Annotated in this window: 19 protein-coding genes and 4 tRNA genes; 6 read left to right on the top strand and 17 right to left on the bottom strand. The window is 70.3% G+C overall.

Annotated elements, in window-relative coordinates; all coding sequences use genetic code 11:
• Positions 1-57: 57 nt before the first annotated feature.
• The 6 genes from ACIRS4_RS23345 to ACIRS4_RS23370 all read right to left on the bottom strand — a co-directional run bounded on the left by ACIRS4_RS23345 (position 58) and on the right by ACIRS4_RS23370 (position 4,047).
• Positions 58-972, bottom strand: coding sequence for a hypothetical protein (locus ACIRS4_RS23345; RefSeq protein ID WP_404199076.1), 915 nt, complete (start codon positions 970-972; stop codon positions 58-60).
• Between the two features lie 198 nt (positions 973-1,170).
• A complete protein-coding gene (gene rplA, locus ACIRS4_RS23350; RefSeq protein WP_130441025.1) occupies positions 1,171-1,896 on the bottom strand; it encodes a 50S ribosomal protein L1 in 726 nt (241 codons plus the stop codon).
• Positions 1,897-2,004: 108 nt separating this feature from the next.
• Entirely contained in the window at positions 2,005-2,439 is a 435-nt protein-coding gene (rplK, locus tag ACIRS4_RS23355; protein WP_130441023.1) for a 50S ribosomal protein L11, read from the bottom strand.
• 190 nt (positions 2,440-2,629) lie between these two features.
• The gene (gene nusG, locus ACIRS4_RS23360) at positions 2,630-3,505 is read right to left on the bottom strand and encodes a transcription termination/antitermination protein NusG (RefSeq protein WP_404199079.1); all 876 of its coding nucleotides are present in this window, start codon (positions 3,503-3,505) and stop codon (positions 2,630-2,632) included.
• A 79-nt stretch (positions 3,506-3,584) separates the two neighbouring features.
• Entirely contained in the window at positions 3,585-3,869 is a 285-nt protein-coding gene (gene secE / locus ACIRS4_RS23365) for a preprotein translocase subunit SecE (protein WP_404199082.1), read from the bottom strand.
• A 105-nt stretch (positions 3,870-3,974) separates the two neighbouring features.
• A tRNA-Trp gene (locus tag ACIRS4_RS23370) sits at positions 3,975-4,047 on the bottom strand.
• A gap of 293 nt (positions 4,048-4,340) precedes the next feature.
• Between ACIRS4_RS23370 and ACIRS4_RS23375 the strand changes: the two genes are divergently transcribed.
• Together ACIRS4_RS23375 and ACIRS4_RS23380 are read left to right on the top strand one after the other, a co-directional pair.
• Positions 4,341-5,567: a pyridoxal phosphate-dependent aminotransferase gene (locus ACIRS4_RS23375; protein ID WP_404199084.1), complete on the top strand. Its 1,227-nt coding sequence runs from the start codon at positions 4,341-4,343 to the stop codon at positions 5,565-5,567.
• Positions 5,568-5,695: 128 nt separating this feature from the next.
• The gene (locus tag ACIRS4_RS23380) at positions 5,696-6,733 is read left to right on the top strand and encodes an adenosine deaminase (protein ID WP_404199087.1); all 1,038 of its coding nucleotides are present in this window, start codon (positions 5,696-5,698) and stop codon (positions 6,731-6,733) included.
• 130 nt (positions 6,734-6,863) lie between these two features.
• On the opposite strand, the gene ACIRS4_RS23385 is transcribed toward ACIRS4_RS23380, so the two are convergent.
• The 6 genes from ACIRS4_RS23385 to ACIRS4_RS23410 form a co-directional block, all read right to left on the bottom strand.
• Positions 6,864-7,919 (bottom strand): UDP-N-acetylmuramate dehydrogenase, encoded by a 1,056-nt coding sequence (locus ACIRS4_RS23385; protein WP_404199090.1) that lies wholly within the window; start codon positions 7,917-7,919, stop codon positions 6,864-6,866.
• Between the two features lie 70 nt (positions 7,920-7,989).
• Positions 7,990-8,418, bottom strand: coding sequence for a MaoC family dehydratase (locus tag ACIRS4_RS23390; protein WP_404199093.1), 429 nt, complete (start codon positions 8,416-8,418; stop codon positions 7,990-7,992).
• 1 nt (position 8,419) lies between these two features.
• Positions 8,420-8,872, bottom strand: coding sequence for a MaoC family dehydratase N-terminal domain-containing protein (locus tag ACIRS4_RS23395; protein ID WP_404199096.1), 453 nt, complete (start codon positions 8,870-8,872; stop codon positions 8,420-8,422).
• Between the two features lie 100 nt (positions 8,873-8,972).
• Positions 8,973-9,137, bottom strand: coding sequence for a 50S ribosomal protein L33 (gene rpmG / locus ACIRS4_RS23400; RefSeq protein WP_003948671.1), 165 nt, complete (start codon positions 9,135-9,137; stop codon positions 8,973-8,975).
• Positions 9,138-9,227: 90 nt separating this feature from the next.
• A tRNA-Met gene (locus tag ACIRS4_RS23405) sits at positions 9,228-9,300 on the bottom strand.
• A 45-nt stretch (positions 9,301-9,345) separates the two neighbouring features.
• Positions 9,346-9,418: transfer RNA gene (locus ACIRS4_RS23410), tRNA-Thr, on the bottom strand.
• A 256-nt stretch (positions 9,419-9,674) separates the two neighbouring features.
• Here ACIRS4_RS23410 and ACIRS4_RS23415 point away from each other — a divergent pair.
• Together ACIRS4_RS23415 and ACIRS4_RS23420 are read left to right on the top strand one after the other, a co-directional pair.
• Complete coding sequence (locus ACIRS4_RS23415) at positions 9,675-10,943, top strand: amidohydrolase family protein (protein WP_404199099.1); 1,269 nt, start codon at positions 9,675-9,677, stop codon at positions 10,941-10,943.
• Positions 10,944-11,030: 87 nt separating this feature from the next.
• Positions 11,031-11,687 carry an SDR family oxidoreductase gene (locus tag ACIRS4_RS23420; protein WP_404199102.1) on the top strand — a complete coding sequence of 219 codons (657 nt, stop codon included), beginning with the start codon at positions 11,031-11,033 and terminating at the stop codon, positions 11,685-11,687.
• A gap of 23 nt (positions 11,688-11,710) precedes the next feature.
• Here ACIRS4_RS23420 and ACIRS4_RS23425 read toward each other — a convergent pair whose 3' ends face one another.
• Positions 11,711-11,923 (bottom strand): hypothetical protein, encoded by a 213-nt coding sequence (locus tag ACIRS4_RS23425; protein ID WP_351094572.1) that lies wholly within the window; start codon positions 11,921-11,923, stop codon positions 11,711-11,713.
• A 103-nt stretch (positions 11,924-12,026) separates the two neighbouring features.
• Between ACIRS4_RS23425 and ACIRS4_RS23430 the strand changes: the two genes are divergently transcribed.
• The gene (locus ACIRS4_RS23430; RefSeq protein ID WP_404199105.1) at positions 12,027-12,317 is read left to right on the top strand and encodes a hypothetical protein; all 291 of its coding nucleotides are present in this window, start codon (positions 12,027-12,029) and stop codon (positions 12,315-12,317) included.
• Between the two features lie 101 nt (positions 12,318-12,418).
• Here ACIRS4_RS23430 and ACIRS4_RS23435 read toward each other — a convergent pair.
• Positions 12,419-12,500: transfer RNA gene (locus tag ACIRS4_RS23435), tRNA-Tyr, on the bottom strand.
• A gap of 226 nt (positions 12,501-12,726) precedes the next feature.
• Between ACIRS4_RS23435 and ACIRS4_RS23440 the strand changes: the two genes are divergently transcribed.
• Positions 12,727-13,215, top strand: a complete 489-nt coding sequence (locus ACIRS4_RS23440) for a YajQ family cyclic di-GMP-binding protein (RefSeq protein ID WP_404199108.1) — start codon at positions 12,727-12,729, stop codon at positions 13,213-13,215.
• Positions 13,216-13,324: 109 nt separating this feature from the next.
• Here ACIRS4_RS23440 and ACIRS4_RS23445 read toward each other — a convergent pair whose 3' ends face one another.
• From ACIRS4_RS23445 to htpX, 3 genes are all read right to left on the bottom strand, one after another.
• Positions 13,325-13,591, bottom strand: a complete 267-nt coding sequence (locus ACIRS4_RS23445; RefSeq protein WP_404199111.1) for a GlsB/YeaQ/YmgE family stress response membrane protein — start codon at positions 13,589-13,591, stop codon at positions 13,325-13,327.
• A 152-nt stretch (positions 13,592-13,743) separates the two neighbouring features.
• Entirely contained in the window at positions 13,744-14,136 is a 393-nt protein-coding gene (locus ACIRS4_RS23450; RefSeq protein ID WP_404199114.1) for a YccF domain-containing protein, read from the bottom strand.
• The gene (gene htpX / locus ACIRS4_RS23455) at positions 14,133-14,996 is read right to left on the bottom strand and encodes a zinc metalloprotease HtpX (protein WP_130440993.1); all 864 of its coding nucleotides are present in this window, start codon (positions 14,994-14,996) and stop codon (positions 14,133-14,135) included. Before htpX ends, ACIRS4_RS23450 begins: the two co-directional genes overlap by 4 nt.
• Positions 14,997-15,045: the final 49 nt, after the last annotated feature.

The raw sequence follows: 15,045 nt of genomic DNA on the forward strand, positions 1-15,045 counted from the left end.
CCTTATCCCGGTGGTCTCTTCGCCGTCGTGCGAGTTTCGGGCGCTTTTCAGGGCCGTCTACCGGGTCGAGGACTGCTTCCGCAGCAGCTCGGTGAACTCGGCGGTGTCGCCCGCCGGCGGCGCCTGCACGGACGCGTCGGCGCCGTAGTCGCTGTAGTGGACGGTCTGCGAGTACGTCCCGTTGGTCGTCCGGCCCTGCTCGACCTTCTTGACCAGCAGGTCGTCGCCGTCGACCCAGATGTCGATCGTCTCGGTGGTCACGCCGACCTGCTCCAGCTGCTTCTTCAGGTCGGCGAGCTGGGCCGCGCTGAGGCCGGAGTTGCGGGAGGCGAGGTCCGCGACATCGAGCGTGCCCGAGTAGTGCGTGGTCTCCTTGCCGCGCACCGTCTCCTCGCCGACCCGGCGCACGTCCCCGGAGGCCAGCAGCAGCTTCACCGACTGGTTCGGCGTGGAGTTCTGCATCTGGTCCTTCAGATACGCGCCCGACCCGCCCCCGAGGTCCGCCAGGGCGTCGTAGGGGTATCTGATCCAGTGCTTGCCCCCGGCCTGCGCCGCGAAGGAGTCGCCCATCCGCGCGTAGTAGGCGTCGGGCAGGTAGCGGGCCTCCATCGAGGTGCTGCCCATCTGGCGCATGGTGGCGGCCATCGTGCCGCCCGTGTACGTGAGGGTGAGTCTGCCGCTGAGCCCGTCGCTCCAGCCCACGGAGCCCTCGGCCGTCACCGACATCAGCGAGCCCATGGTCGTCGTGGACTCCACCCTCGCGGAGTCGGCCGCGTTCGTGGACTTCTCCGCACTGAGCAGCGCCGCGACGGGGCTGAGGACGGCGCCGCCTCGGCCCGACGCCCCGCTGTCCCCGCCGGACCCCTCGCGCGCCCCTGCGGAGCCGCTCCCCCCGCACCCGGCCACCCCGGCCAGCAGGCCCACCGCGACGATCGACACGCCCGCGCGGCGCGCGCTCGTGGACTTCCCCATCCGTCCCACCCCCAACGAATCCCGTGCTCGCACGCTAACGCACGGCACTGACATTGATGCCGGTACTCGGGTTCCGATGGTCGTGACTCGGGTACCGACCGACGCCCCAGGGGCCCCGCACGGGAAAAGGGACGAGCCCCGCACCTCGAAAGGTTGCGGGGCTCGTCGCCGATCGCTGTGAGCGGATGCTCCACCCGGTCAGACAGCGGCCGGGTCCTCCTCGACGAGGAGGTTGCGCGTGCGGTTCGGGTCGAGCTGAATGCCGGGGCCCATCGTGGTGGAGATGGCGGCCTTCTTGATGTAGCGACCCTTGGCGGCGGACGGCTTCAGACGGAGGATCTCCTCCAGCGCCGCGCCGTAGTTCTCCACCAGCTTGCTGTCGTCGAACGACGTCTTGCCGATGATGAAGTGCAGGTTCGCGTGCTTGTCGACACGGAACTCGATCTTGCCGCCCTTGATGTCGGTGACGGCCTTGGCCACGTCGGGGGTGACGGTGCCGGTCTTCGGGTTCGGCATCAGGCCACGCGGACCGAGCACGCGGCCGAGGCGGCCGACCTTGCCCATGAGGTCCGGGGTGGCGACGACGGCGTCGAAGTCCAGACGGCCCTTCGCGACCTCGTCGATCAGTTCGTCGGAGCCGACGATGTCGGCGCCCGCGGCCTCCGCGGCCGCAGCACGGTCACCGGTCGCGAAGACCAGGACCCGGGCGGTCTTGCCGGTGCCGTGCGGCAGGTTCACGGTGCCACGGACCATCTGGTCGGCCTTGCGCGGGTCGACACCCAGGCGGAAGGCGACCTCGACGGTGCCGTCGAACTTGGTCGTGGAGGTCTCCTTGGCGAGACGGACGGCCTCGAGCGGGGCGTACTGCTTCTCCCGGTCGATCTTGGCGTCCGCAGCGCGGAGAGACTTGCTGCGCTTGCTCACTGCTGCTCCTGATGTGTTCTGAGGAGTCGTGGTGCGGGCCGAGCAGGCCCTGCCACGCGCGGCCGAGGCCGCATGAGTTCTACGAAGGTGCTGCGGGGGTCGAGAAGGTCAGCCCTCGACCGTGACGCCCATGGAACGCGCGGTGCCGGCGATGATCTTCGCGGCGGCGTCCAGGTCGTTGGCGTTGAGGTCGGGGAGCTTGGTCTGCGCGATCTCGCGGACCTGCTCCTGGGTGATCTTGGCGACCTTGGTCTTGTGGGGCTCGCCCGAGCCCTTCTCGACACCGGCGGCCTTGAGGATCATCTTCGCGGCCGGCGGCGTCTTGGTGATGAAGGTGAAGGAGCGGTCCTCGTAGACCGTGATCTCCACCGGGATCACCCAGCCACGCTGCGACTCGGTCGCGGCGTTGTAGGCCTTGCAGAACTCCATGATGTTGACGCCGTGCTGGCCGAGCGCGGGGCCGACCGGCGGCGCGGGGTTGGCCGCACCGGCGTTGATCTGGAGCTTGATGAGCCCCGTGACCTTCTTCTTCTTGGGAGGCATTGCTCTCCGGGTCCTTTCGGTTCGGGTCCTGCCCGCGTTCGGGACACCGTCCGGAAAGCCGACAAGCCGCTCCGGACGCAGGCATACCGCACAACGATAGCGGGTATAGATGCGCGGCCAAAAACCGAGCAGGTCAGACCGGCCTCATCAGCCTGTCTGACCTGTTCGGAGGCAGGTGGTCCAGAAAAAGCTAGTTCTTCTGGATCTGGTCGAAGCTGAGCTCGACCGGGGTCTCACGGCCGAAGATCTCCACGAGACCCTTGACCTTCTTCGAGTCGGCGTTGATCTCGTTGATCGTGGCCTGCAGCGTGGCGAACGGACCGTCCGTGACGGTGACCGAGTCGCCGACCTCGAAGTCCAGCACCTGGACCTCGACCTTGCGGGCCGGAGCCGGCTTGCCCTCGGCCTCGGCGGCCTCGCGGGCGGCCTTCTCCTCGGCCTCCGGGGCGAGCATCTTGACGATCTCGTCCAGGGTCAGCGGGTACGGGTCGTAGGCGTTGCCCACGAAGCCGGTGACGCCGGGGGTGTTGCGGACGACGCCCCAGGACTCGTTCGTCAGGTCCATGCGCACCAGCACATAGCCGGGGAGCTTGTTCTGGCGGATGGTCTTGCGGTCGCCGTTCTTGATCTGGACGACCTCTTCCTGCGGCACCTCGGCCTGGAAGATGTAGTCCTCGACGTTCAGCGAGACGGCGCGCTGCTCCAGGTTGGTCTTCACGCGGTTCTCATAGCCGGCGTAGGTGTGGATCACGTACCACTCGCCGGGCAGGGTGCGCAGCTCCTCGCGCAGGGCGGCGATGGGGTCGACGGGCTCGGCCGGCTCCTCCTCGACCTCGTCCTCCGCGACGGCCTCGGCGCTCTCGGCGTCCTCGTCGTCGGCGGCGGTGCCCTCGGCGCCCTCTTCTTCGTCACCCTCGACGTGCAGCGCGGCTTCCTCCGCGGGGTCCCCGGCCTCGGCGTCGGCAGCCTCGAACTCGTCCAGGTCCTCGTCAGCGCCCTCGACGATGTCGAGCTCGTCGTCAGCCTGGTCCGGCTCGATGGCGTCGTTCAGGTTCTGGTCAGACACGGTGGCTGCTTCTTCCTGGATACATAGGGGTGGAACACGCGAAAGGGGCGCCGATCACCCGGCGCCCTTCGCTCTTGGCTCAGCCGAAGACGTACTTGGCGAGGTGGCTGAGTCCATAGTCAATCACGGTCACCAGGCCGATCATGATCACGACGAAGACGATCACCACGGTCGTGTACGTCGTCAGCTGATTCCGCGTGGGCCAGACGACCTTGCGGAGCTCCGCGATGATCTGGCGGTAGAAGAGGGCGAGCCGCTTCAGCGGGCCCTTCTTGGCGCGCTTGCCGCCCTTGCGCGCCTTCTGCGTCTCAGGCGCTTCGTCCTGGGCATCAGGCGTGTCGATGGAGCCCACGGCATCCGCCATTCGTCCTCACCTGTTCCCGGGTCGTGGCCGTGCCGCGCCCGGTCTGAGCCGCACGGCGGTGCATTGCTGTACGTACATGCGCACACATCCTGGCGGTGTGTGTAGCAGGGCCGGAGGGACTCGAACCCCCAACCGCTGGTTTTGGAGACCAGTGCTCTACCAATTGAGCTACGACCCTTTGTGTGTCCCCCAACGTACCGCATCCACCCGGATGCTCGGTGTGCACCCGTCACGGCACGGCTGTCGAAGGCCAACGACGTAGGAGTGTACGTGGTCCCGGGCCCTCCGTCGAACGGAAAGCGGGCCGTGGAGCGCCATCCGCGCAAGATCGTCGGGAAACGGCCGGAAGATCACCCAGGCCACCGCCTCACCCCGGCTTCGATCCGTACGGATGTTCAGGGGTTTGCCCGTACCTGTTCAGTCTGTGAAACCCGCGTGCCCGGCTCGTTTCCGGTCTGGAACCATGGGCCCATGAGCGCTGCAACCCCTCCCACCGAGCGCCGGGTCTCCGCCCGAGTCGGCGCGATCTCCGAGTCCGCCACCCTCGCCGTGGACGCCAAGGCCAAGGCCCTGAAGGCCGCCGGACGTCCGGTGATCGGCTTCGGCGCCGGCGAGCCCGACTTCCCGACCCCGGACTACATCGTCGAGGCGGCCGTCGAGGCCTGCAAGAACCCCAAGTACCACCGCTACACGCCGGCGGGCGGTCTGCCCGAGCTGAAGGCCGCCATCGCCGCGAAGACCCTGCGCGACTCGAACTACGAGGTCGACCCGTCGCAGATCCTGGTCACCAACGGCGGCAAGCAGGCCATCTACGAGGCGTTCGCCGCGATCCTCGACCCGGGTGACGAGGTCATCGTCCCGGCGCCGTACTGGACGACGTACCCGGAGTCGATCCGGCTGGCCGGCGGTGTCCCGGTCGAGGTCGTCGCGGACGAGACGACCGGTTACCGGGTGAGCGTGGAGCAGCTGGAGGCGGCGCGCACGGAGAAGACGAAGGTCGTGCTCTTCGTCTCCCCGTCCAACCCGACCGGCGCGGTCTACAGCGCCGAGGACGCCGAGGCGATCGGCCGCTGGGCCGTGGAACACGGTCTGTGGGTGATGACGGACGAGATCTACGAGCACCTGGTCTACGGCGACGCGACGTTCACCTCGCTTCCGGCGATCCTGCCGGAGCTGCGGGACAAGTGCGTCGTGGTCAACGGCGTCGCCAAGACGTACGCGATGACCGGCTGGCGGGTCGGCTGGATCATCGGCCCGAAGGACGTGGTGAAGGCCGCGACGAACCTCCAGTCGCACGCGACCTCGAACGTCTCCAACGTGGCCCAGGTCGCCGCGCTGGCCGCCGTCTCCGGTGACCTGTCGGCCGTCGAGAAGATGCGCGAGGCCTTCGACCGGCGCCGCAAGACCATCGTGCGGATGCTCAACGAGATCGACGGAGTGCTCTGCCCGGAGCCCGAGGGCGCGTTCTACGCCTACCCGTCGGTGAAGGACCTGCTCGGCAAGGAGATCCGCGGCAAGCGTCCGCAGGACACCGTCGAACTCGCGGCGCTCATCCTGGAGGAGGCCGAGGTCGCGGTCGTCCCGGGCGAGGCCTTCGGCACCCCGGGCTACCTGCGGCTGTCCTACGCGCTGGGCGACGAGGACCTCGTCGAGGGCGTGAGCCGGATCCAGAAGCTGCTGGCGGAGGCCACCGACTGACGTCGGCCCGTCGTCGTACGGGGCCCACTCGCCGGACGCGGCGGGTGGGCCCCGCTGCTTTGTGCGAGCAAGACCACGTTCGGGGAATCGACTGTCCGAACGGCGCCCGTGTACGGCAGGATCGCCAGATGGAGCGTGTACGTGATGTCTCTGAACTGCCGAAAGCCCATCTGCACCTGCACTTCACCGGATCGATGCGGCCCTCGACCGTGCTGGAGCTGGCCGACAAGTACGGCGTGCGCCTGCCGGAGACGCTGGCCGAGGCCCTGACCAGCGGGGAGCCGCCGCAGCTGCGGGCGACGGACGAACGGGGCTGGTTCCGCTTCCAGCGTCTGTACGACGCCGCCCGCGGATGCGTCCGGGAGCCCGAGGACATACAGCGCCTGGTGCGCGAGGCCGCCGAGGAGGACGTGCGGGACGGCTCGGGCTGGCTGGAGATCCAGGTGGACCCGACGTCGTACGCGCCCCGGCTGGGCGGGCTGATCCCGGCGCTGGAGATCATCCTGGACGCCGTGGACTCGGCCTCGCGGGAGACGGGGCTCGGGATGCGGGTGCTGGTGGCGGCGAACCGGATGAAGCATCCGCTGGACGCGCGCACCCTGGCCCGGCTCGCGGTGCGGTACGCGGACCGGGGCGTCGTCGGTTTCGGGCTGTCGAACGACGAACGGCGGGGCATGGCCCGTGACTTCGACCGGGCGTTCGCCATCGCGCGGGAGGGCGGGCTGCTGTCCGCGCCGCACGGGGGCGAGTTGACGGGGCCGTCGTCGGTGCGGGACTGCCTGGACGATCTGCACGCCTCGCGCATCGGGCACGGCGTGCGGGCCGCGGAGGACCCGCGGCTGCTGAAGCGGCTGGCGGAGCGGGGGGTGACCTGCGAGGTGTGCCCCGCCTCGAACGTGGCGCTGGGGGTCTACGAGAAGCCCGAGGACGTGCCGCTGCGCACGCTGTTCGACGCGGGCGTCCCGTTGGCGCTGGGCGCCGACGACCCGCTGCTCTTCGGCTCCCGCCTGGCCGCCCAGTACGAACTGGCCCGGCAGCACCAGGGCTTCACCGACGAGGAGCTGGCGGAACTGGCCCGCCAGTCCATCCGCGCCTCGGCGGCCCCGGAGGACGTGCGCACCAAGCTGTTGTCGGGAGTGGACGACTGGTTGACGGCGTCCCCGTGACGGCGGGCGGCCGCGTCCCCTCGTGGCTGCGGGCGGCCGCGTCTCCCATGGCCGGGCTGCGTCAGATGCCGTGCGTCTGGCATCCGCCCCCTGGGGGCCGGATGCGCGCCGGGCGCGGTGAGCGCCGTTCCTAGAGGCTCACGCCGACCGTCACCGGCTCGTTGACCAGCGTCACGCCGAAAGCCTCGCGCACCCCGGCGACGACCTCCCGGGCCAGCACGAGCAGATCCTCCGTCGTGGCCGCCCCCCGGTTGGTGAGCGCAAGAGTGTGCTTGGTGGAGATGCGCGCGGGCCCGTCGCCGTACCCCTTGGTGAACCCCGCCTTGTCGATGAGCCAGGCCGCGGAGGTCTTCGTGCGCCCCTCCCCCGCCGGGTAGGCGGGCGGCTCGACGCCGTCTCCGAGCCGCTCCTTCACGCGCGTGTGGAACACCGCGAAGTCGGCGTCGGTGAGGATCGGGTTGGTGAAGAACGACCCGGCGGACCAGGTGTCGTGGTCCTCGGGGTCGAGCACCATCCCCTTGCCCGCGCGCAGCTTGAGCACGGTCTCGCGGGCGTCGGCCAGCGCTACGCGCTCCCCGGGCTCCACGCCGAGCACGCGGGCCGTCTCGGCGTACTTCAGGGGCGCCGACAGCCCGTCCGCGTCCTCCAGCGCGAAACGGACGCGCAGGACGACGTACCGGTCGGGGTCGGCTTTGAAGCGGCTGTGCCGGTAGGAGAAGGCGCACTCGGCGGCGCTGAGGGCGACGGTCTCGCCGGCGCGGCGGTCGTAGGCGATCACCTCGGTGATCGTGGAGGAGACCTCCTGTCCGTACGCTCCGACGTTCTGAATGGGGGTCGCGCCCGCGGAGCCGGGGATGCCGGCGAGGCATTCGACGCCGGCGAGCCCGGCCTCGACGGTGCGGGCGACGGCGTCGGACCACACCTCGCCGGCCGCCAGCTCCAGCGTGGTGCCGGCGAGTTCGAAGCCGCTGGTGGCGATGCGCAGGGCGGTGCCCTCGAAGCCCTTGTCGCCGATGACGAGGTTGGAGCCGCCGCCGATGATCAGCAGCGGTGTGCCGTCGGCGTCGGCCTCGCGGACGGCGGCGATCACCTCGGCATCGGTCGTCGCGGTGACCAGCCGGGTGGCGGGGCCGCCCAGCCGGAAGGTGGTCAGCGGGGCGAGGGGGGCGTCGTGGAGTTCCTGCACGCGCCCAAGCCTAAGGGCATGGGTAAGGGGCGCTCGCAATGGCGGACGCCCCTTACTGCCGCTTGTCTCCTCAGGCGAGTCGCACGAGCGCCCGAGACATGCCCAGGACCTTCTGCCCCGCGCTGGTCACCGTCAGGTCGACGCGGACCGTGTTGTCGTCGAGCTTGGCGGCGACCTTGCCGCTGACCTCGATGGTCGCGCCCTGCTCGTCGTCGGGGACGACGACGGGCCGGGTGAAGCGGACGCCGTACTCGACGACCGCACCCGGGTCGCCGATCCAGTCGGTGACGACCCGGATCGCCTCGGCCATGGTGAACATGCCGTGCGCGATGACGTCCGGCAGGCCGACCTCCTTGGCGAACCTCTCGTTCCAGTGGATCGGGTTGAAGTCGCCGGAGGCGCCCGCGTAGCGCACGAGGGTGGCCCGGGTGACGTCGAAGGTCCGCGCCGGGAGCTCGGCGCCGACCTCGACGTCGTCGTAGGAGATGGTCGCCGTCATGTCAGCCCTCCTCGGCCGCGCGGGCCACGAGCTTGGTCCACGCGGTCACGACGTGTTCGCCGGCCTCGTCGTGGACCTCGCCGCGGATGTCCAGGATGTCGTTGCCCGCCATGGACTTGATGCCCTCGATGGTCGAGGTGACGGTGAGCCGGTCCCCGGCGCGCACGGGGCGCCGGTAGGCGAACTTCTGGTCGCCGTGCACGACGCGGCTGTAGTCCAGGCCGAGTTGGGGGTCCTGGACGACCTGGCCGGCGGCCTTGAAGGTGATGGAGAACACGAAGGTCGGCGGAGCGATCACATCCGAGTGGCCGAGGGCCTTGGCGGCCTCCGGGTCGGTGTACGCGGGGTTCGGGTCCCCCACCGCCTCCGCGAACTCACGGATCTTCTCCCGGCCCACCTCGTAGGGCTCGGTGGGCGGGTAGGTCCGCCCCACGAAGGACTGGTCGAGCGCCATGGCTCGGCACCTCCTGGTTGCTCTACTGAACGGTACGCGTCTCTCAACGACGCGAGGCCGCCCCCGATCACTCGGGGACGGCCTCGCATACGAACCTGATTTATCGCGTCTCGCGGTGCGCGGTGTGCGCGTTGCAACGCGGGCAGTGCTTTTTCATCTCAAGACGGTCCGGGTTGTTACGCCGGTTCTTCTTGGTGATGTAGTTCCGCTCCTTGCACTCCACGCAGGCCAGCGTGATCTTCGGGCGGACGTCGGTGGCAGCCACGTGAGTGCTCCTTGACGAACGGATAGGACTGGTTTAACGCAAGAAAGAGTAGCCGATCGAAGGACCGACCCCGCAATCGGCTACTGTGTGTAGCGGTGACCGGACTTGAACCGGTGACACAGCGATTATGAGCCGCTTGCTCTACCGACTGAGCTACACCGCTTTGATGCGATCGGCCCCGCCTCACGGCGGGGACCTCTCACACCAGAGCCCCAATACGGAATCGAACCGTAGACCTTCTCCTTACCATGGAGACGCTCTACCGACTGAGCTATTGGGGCGAGCGATGAAGACATTACACGGTCCGCAGCCGATCGCCCAAATCCGTTCCGTGTACCCCGCCAGGTGCCGTTTCCTCAGCGCCCCGGCGGCCTCCACCGCCCCTTCCGCCCCTGGACCACACCGGTACGACTATTGCGCTCCTCCCCGCCGGCGCCGGAGCTCCGCCCTAGGCTCGACTCACTCTGCGTGATCTTGCCCCGTGCCCCGCGCACGGGGCGCCTGAGCCCTTCGCACCGCCGACGCCCCAGGAGCGCGATGCCCGACAGCCCGCCGCCCCCGCCTTGGTCGTCCTCTTCCTCGGCCTCGCCGGCAGGCCGGCCGGAGCCCGCCGCGCTCCTGCTGTGCGGCGCGCGTCTGACGGACGGCCGGACCGTGGACGTCCGGCTCGGCCGCGGCCGCATCGAGGCGGTCGGCACGGCGGGCAGCCTGGCGTCCGGCACGGCTCGCGGCGCCCGCGTGGATCTCAGCGGCTATCTCCTCCTCCCCGCGCCCGCCGAACCGCATCTGCACGCCGACACCGCCCTGTCCGCCGACACCGACGGCCCCGTCTCCTACGCCCCGGACGACGTCCGGCGCCGGGCCACCGAGGCGGCGCTGCTGCATCTCGGCCACGGCACGACCGCACTGCGCGCACACGTACGCGTGGGCGATGTGCAGGGCCTCGGCGCGCTGGCCGCCGTCCTGGAGGCCGGTCGTTCGCTGCGCGGCCTCGCCGAGCTGACGACGGTGGCGATGCCCCGGGTACTGACCGGGCCGGCCGGAGCGGAGGGGCTCGCGATACTGCGGGACGCGGTGCGCATGGGCGCCTCGGTGGTGGGCGGCTGCCCGGATCTCGATCCCGACCCGGTCGGCTACGCGGAGACCGTCCTGGCGCTCGCCTCCGAATACGGCCGCCCCGTCGACCTGCACACCGACGCCACCGACCCGGCCCGGCTCGCCCGCCTCGCCGCGATGGCCGGCGGTCTGCGCCCCGGCGTGTCCCTCGGGCCGTGCGCCGGCCTCTCCGCCTTCCCCGCCGAAGCCGCCGCCCGCACCGCCGACCAGCTCGCCGCGGCCGGCGTGACGGTGGTCTGCCTCCCGCAGGGCGGCTGCGGGGCCGTCGAACGCCGGGGCACCGCGCCCGTACGGCTGCTGCGCGCGGCCGGGGTCCGGGTGGCGGCCGGGAGCGGCGCCCTGCGCGACGTGTCGAACCCCGTCGGCCGCGGCGACCCCCTGGAGGCGGCCTACCGCCTCGCCTCCCGCCACGGCCTGCGCCCCGAGGACGCCTACGACACGGTGAGCACGTCCGCGCGTGCCGCCCTCGGGCTGCCCGAGGTCCGCGTCGAGGCGGGCTTCCCGGCCGACCTGCTGGCGATCCGCGGCGACCGGCTGGCGAGCGCCCTGTCCCTGGCGTACAGCCGGATCGTCATCCACGCGGGGCGTGTGGTGGCGCGCACCAGCGCGGTGCGGGAGTACTGCGCTTCGGCCGAGGGCCCGGCGGCGGAGCTGGGGCTGCCTCGGCAGGGGCGGGGCGAACTGTCGTAGGCCGAGCCGAGGCCTTGTGGAGCGGGGGCGTCGCACGCGCGTTCGCCCGTGGGGCGGTACGGGTGGGTCGGGCGTACGGTCGAAAGCATGCGCATTGTCATTGCTGGAGGTCATGGTCAGATCGCGCTGCGGCTGGAGCGGGTGCTCGCCGCGCGCGGACATGAGGTCGCGGGGATCATCCGCAATGCGGAGCAGGGCGAGGACCTGCGGGCCGCGGGTGCCGAACCCGTCGTGCTGGACCTGGAGTCCGCGTCGGTCGACGAGGTCGCGGAGCGGCTGCGGGGCGCGGACGCGGCCGTGTTCGCCGCGGGCGCGGGCCCGGGCAGCGGGACGGGACGCAAGGAGACCGTGGACAAGGGTGCGGCGGTGCTGTTCGCGGACGCGGCGGTACGGGCCGGCGTACGGCGGTTCGTGGTCGTGTCGTCCTACGGCGCGGACGCCGGGCACCAGGGCGACGAGGTCTTCGACGTCTACCTGCGGGCCAAGGGCGAGGCGGACGCGTACGTGCAGGGCCTGGACGCCCTCGACTGGACGGTCCTGCGCCCCGGTTCGCTGACGGACGACACGGGCAACGGGCTGGTCCGTCTGGAGGCGCGGACGGGCCGCGGCTCGATCCCGCGCGACGACGTGGCGGCCGTGCTGGCGGAGTTGCTGGACACCCCGGCGACGGCCGGCCTGACGCTGGAGCTGATCGGCGGGTCGACGCCGGTGTCGGTGGCGGTGAAGTCGGTCGCGGGGAACTGACGGGGCACCCTGGACGCCGGGCGTCAGAACAGCGGCAGCTGCCCGGGGACCTCGGGGACGACGTATCCGTCCAAGGAGGGCTGCGCCGCGCCCAGTTGAGCCGCGCGGCGCGAGCCGGGGCAGGAGGTGAGCTGCCCGCTCCCGCGCGCGCCCGGCGGGTCGTGCCGGGCGAACCGTCCGGCGACGACGGCGATCTCGCGGCGGCACTCGGGGCAGGTTCTACGACGGCTGGACATGCCGTCAGTGTGCCCCAGCGGGCGGGGCGGGCATCCGGCCCGCTCCGGTTACCCTCGTCGCTCGTCGCGCGGAACCCGGCGCTCCTCCCTAGCATCCGTACATATGGCACATACCTTCGAGGAACTCGTGGAGAAGCAGCGCGCGGCCGACGAGGCCCACGCGAGGGTCCTGCACCTGCGGGACACCTACGGCGCGCCCACGGCGGCCGCCTGGTCGGAGATCCAGAGCGACACCTACGAGACCGCCTGGCGCGCCTCGCGCGACCTCGCCCGTGATGTGAGGTCCGCGACGACCGACTTCGCCAAGGAGGCGGGCAGACCGCGGACGGACGTGGAGGCGGAGGTGAGAAGGGCGGCGAAATCCCCGGAACGGGCTGCCGCGGAGGAGGAGTAGGGCCGTGCACTCCCGTCCCTGAGAGCCGAGGATGCCATCAGCGCATGACGAAGGGCCCGTGATCCGCTGTGACAGCGGATCACGGGCCCTTCGTTCCCGTGTGGCGGCGCCAGGATTCGAACCTGGGAAGGCTGAGCCGGCAGATTTACAGTCTGCTCCCTTTGGCCGCTCGGGCACACCGCCGGGGTTTGCTGCCGTTCGAACCGCTTTTCGGCGGTGCTCCCTGGCAACGACGTAAACGATACCTGATGCGGAGGGGTGCTTCGCCACCCGATTCCGCGCCGCCCGGGCCCTGCCGGGTGGCTAGGCTTGTCCGGATGCGGCCCGCGGCTTTCGGCGGGCTCGGCGGCAGCCCCACGGACGCCGACACGCACCCGATACGCACACCGAATACAAGGAGCCACAGGACATGGCCGACTCCAGTTTCGACATCGTCTCGAAGGTCGAGCGGCAGGAGGTCGACAACGCCCTCAACCAGGCCGCCAAGGAGATCTCCCAGCGCTACGACTTCAAGGGCGTCGGCGCCTCGATCTCGTGGTCCGGAGAAAAGATCCTGATGGAGGCGAACTCCGAGGACCGGGTGAACGCTGTCCTCGACGTCTTCCAGTCGAAGCTGATCAAGCGCGGGATCTCGCTGAAGGCGCTGGACGCGGGCGAGCCGCAGCTGTCCGGCAAGGAGTACAAGATCTTCGCGTCGATCGAGGAGGGCATCTCTCAGGAGAACGCGAAGAAGGTCGCCAAGCTCATCCGTGACGAGGGCCCCAAGGGAGTGAAGGCCCAGGTCCAGGGTGACGAGCTGCGCGTCAGCTCCAAGAGCCGCGACGACCTCCAGACCGTCATCGCCCTTCTGAAGGGCCAGGACTTCGAGTTCGCCCTGCAGTTCGTGAACTACCGGTAGGGATGGCCGTGCTGACGGGCGGACGCCTCAGGGTGTCCGCCCGTCGGCGTGCTCGGCGTGTTCCCGTGGTCGCGCGCCGACGGGAACGACGCTCATGGTTGAGGACCCCTCAGTCGCGTGAGTGGCCGAACAGGATGCGGTAGGCGATGAGGAGCACCAGTGATCCGCCGATCGCCGCGGCCCAGGTGGCGCCGTCGTAGAAGTCCTTGCTGATCGGGTGGTCCAGCCAGCGGGCCGATATCCAGCCGCCGATGAACGCGCCGGCGACGCCGATGACCGTCGTGCCGATGAAACCGCCCGGGTCGCGGCCGGGCAGCAGGACTTTGGCGATGACGCCGGCCAGCAGCCCCAGAATGATCCAGCTGATGATGCTCATGCCCTGAACCTGCCCTTCCGCGCTGTGCGCTGACCGTCCGGGCGCTGTGATCTCGCTCCCCGGCGGCGGCGTTCGCGGCTCGTGCCCCGTTTCGCGCCCTGTCGATGTGACGACGATCGGGCGGCGCCCACCGGTTCCCCGGGCGGGTCGGTTCAGCGGGCGGCGAACGGCTGGTCAGTGCTGACGATCTCGCGGCCGAGCGGCAGCAGGGACACGGGGATCAGCTTGAAGTTGGCGATGCCGAACGGGATGCCGATGATCGTGACGCACAGGGCGATGCCGGTCACGATGTGGGCGAGGGCGAGCCACCACCCGGCGAGGACCAGCCACAGCACGTTGCCCACGCAGGAGGGTGCGCCGGCGTCGCGGCGCTCGATCGTGGTGTAGCCGAAGGGCCAGAGGGCGTAGACACCGATCCGGAACGCCGCCAGACCGAAGGGGATTCCGATGATCGTGACGCACAGCAGCAGGCCGGCCAGCAGATAGCCGAGGAACAGCCAGAAGCCGCTGAGGACGAGCCATATGACGTTGAGGATGGTCTTCACTGTCGGTGACCTGCCATCTTCTCGAGACGGGCGATGCGCTCCGCCATGGGCGGGTGCGTCGAGAACATCTTGGAGAGCCCCTGGCCCGGGCGGAACGGGTTGGCGATCATCATGTGGCTCGCGGTCTCGATCCGGGGCTCGGGGGGCAGTGGGAGCTGCTTGGTGCCCAGTTCGAGCTTGCGCAGGGCGCCGGCGAGGGCCAGGGGGTCGCCGGTGAGCTGGGCGCCGGAGGCGTCGGCCTCGTACTCGCGTGAGCGGCTGATGGCGAGCTGGATGAGGCTGGCGGCCAGCGGGCCGAGCAGCATGATCAGGAGCATGCCGAGGATGCCGGGACCGTCGTCGTCGCTGGAGCGGCCGATCGGGATGAAGTAGGCGAAGTTGACCAAGAACATGATCACGGAGGCGAGGGCGCCGGCGACCGAGGAGATGAGGATGTCCCGGTTGTAGACATGACTCAGTTCATGGCCGATGACGCCACGCAGTTCGCGTTCGTCGAGGAGGCGGAGGATGCCTTCTGTGCAGCACACGGCGGCGTTGCGCGGGTTGCGGCCGGTGGCGAAGGCGTTGGGTGCCTCGGTCGGGGAGATGTACAGCCGGGGCATGGGCTGGCGGGCCTGCGTGGAGAGCTCGCGGACCATGCGGTAGAGCGCCGGGGCCTCGAACTCGCTGACCGGCCGGGCGCGCATCGCGCGCAGCGCCAGCTTGTCGCTGTTCCAGTACGCGTACGCGTTGGTGCCGAGCGCGACGAGGACCGCCACGACGAGCCCCGCTCGCCCGAAGAAGCTGCCGATGACGATGATGAGTGCCGACAGCCCCCCGAGGAGTACTGCGGTCCTTAGCCCGTTGTGCCGGCGGTGCACGGTGCGCCCTCCAAGTCGTGCGGCAGGGGACCCCTGAACGTGTTGCCTG

It is taken from the genome of Streptomyces sp. NPDC101166 (assembly GCF_044768125.1).
GTDB lineage: Bacteria > Actinomycetota > Actinomycetes > Streptomycetales > Streptomycetaceae > Streptomyces.

What these genes read in the sequence shown, in the direction of transcription:
- ACIRS4_RS23380 (WP_404199087.1), top strand. Translation starts at nt 5,696, where the DNA reads ATGGAGCGTGTACGTGATGTCTCTGAACTGCCGAAAGCCCATCTGCAC.
- rplK (WP_130441023.1), bottom strand. Translation starts at nt 2,439, where the DNA reads ATGCCTCCCAAGAAGAAGAAGGTCACGGGGCTCATCAAGCTCCAGATC.
- ACIRS4_RS23445 (WP_404199111.1), bottom strand. Translation starts at nt 13,591, where the DNA reads ATGAGCATCATCAGCTGGATCATTCTGGGGCTGCTGGCCGGCGTCATC.
- ACIRS4_RS23415 (WP_404199099.1), top strand. Translation starts at nt 9,675, where the DNA reads ATGCCCGACAGCCCGCCGCCCCCGCCTTGGTCGTCCTCTTCCTCGGCC.
- ACIRS4_RS23440 (WP_404199108.1), top strand. Translation starts at nt 12,727, where the DNA reads ATGGCCGACTCCAGTTTCGACATCGTCTCGAAGGTCGAGCGGCAGGAG.
- secE (WP_404199082.1), bottom strand. Translation starts at nt 3,869, where the DNA reads ATGGCGGATGCCGTGGGCTCCATCGACACGCCTGATGCCCAGGACGAA.
- ACIRS4_RS23345 (WP_404199076.1), bottom strand. Translation starts at nt 972, where the DNA reads ATGGGGAAGTCCACGAGCGCGCGCCGCGCGGGCGTGTCGATCGTCGCG.
- ACIRS4_RS23390 (WP_404199093.1), bottom strand. Translation starts at nt 8,418, where the DNA reads ATGACGGCGACCATCTCCTACGACGACGTCGAGGTCGGCGCCGAGCTC.
- ACIRS4_RS23425 (WP_351094572.1), bottom strand. Translation starts at nt 11,923, where the DNA reads ATGTCCAGCCGTCGTAGAACCTGCCCCGAGTGCCGCCGCGAGATCGCC.
- ACIRS4_RS23430 (WP_404199105.1), top strand. Translation starts at nt 12,027, where the DNA reads ATGGCACATACCTTCGAGGAACTCGTGGAGAAGCAGCGCGCGGCCGAC.
- ACIRS4_RS23395 (WP_404199096.1), bottom strand. Translation starts at nt 8,872, where the DNA reads ATGGCGCTCGACCAGTCCTTCGTGGGGCGGACCTACCCGCCCACCGAG.
- ACIRS4_RS23420 (WP_404199102.1), top strand. Translation starts at nt 11,031, where the DNA reads ATGCGCATTGTCATTGCTGGAGGTCATGGTCAGATCGCGCTGCGGCTG.
- ACIRS4_RS23375 (WP_404199084.1), top strand. Translation starts at nt 4,341, where the DNA reads ATGAGCGCTGCAACCCCTCCCACCGAGCGCCGGGTCTCCGCCCGAGTC.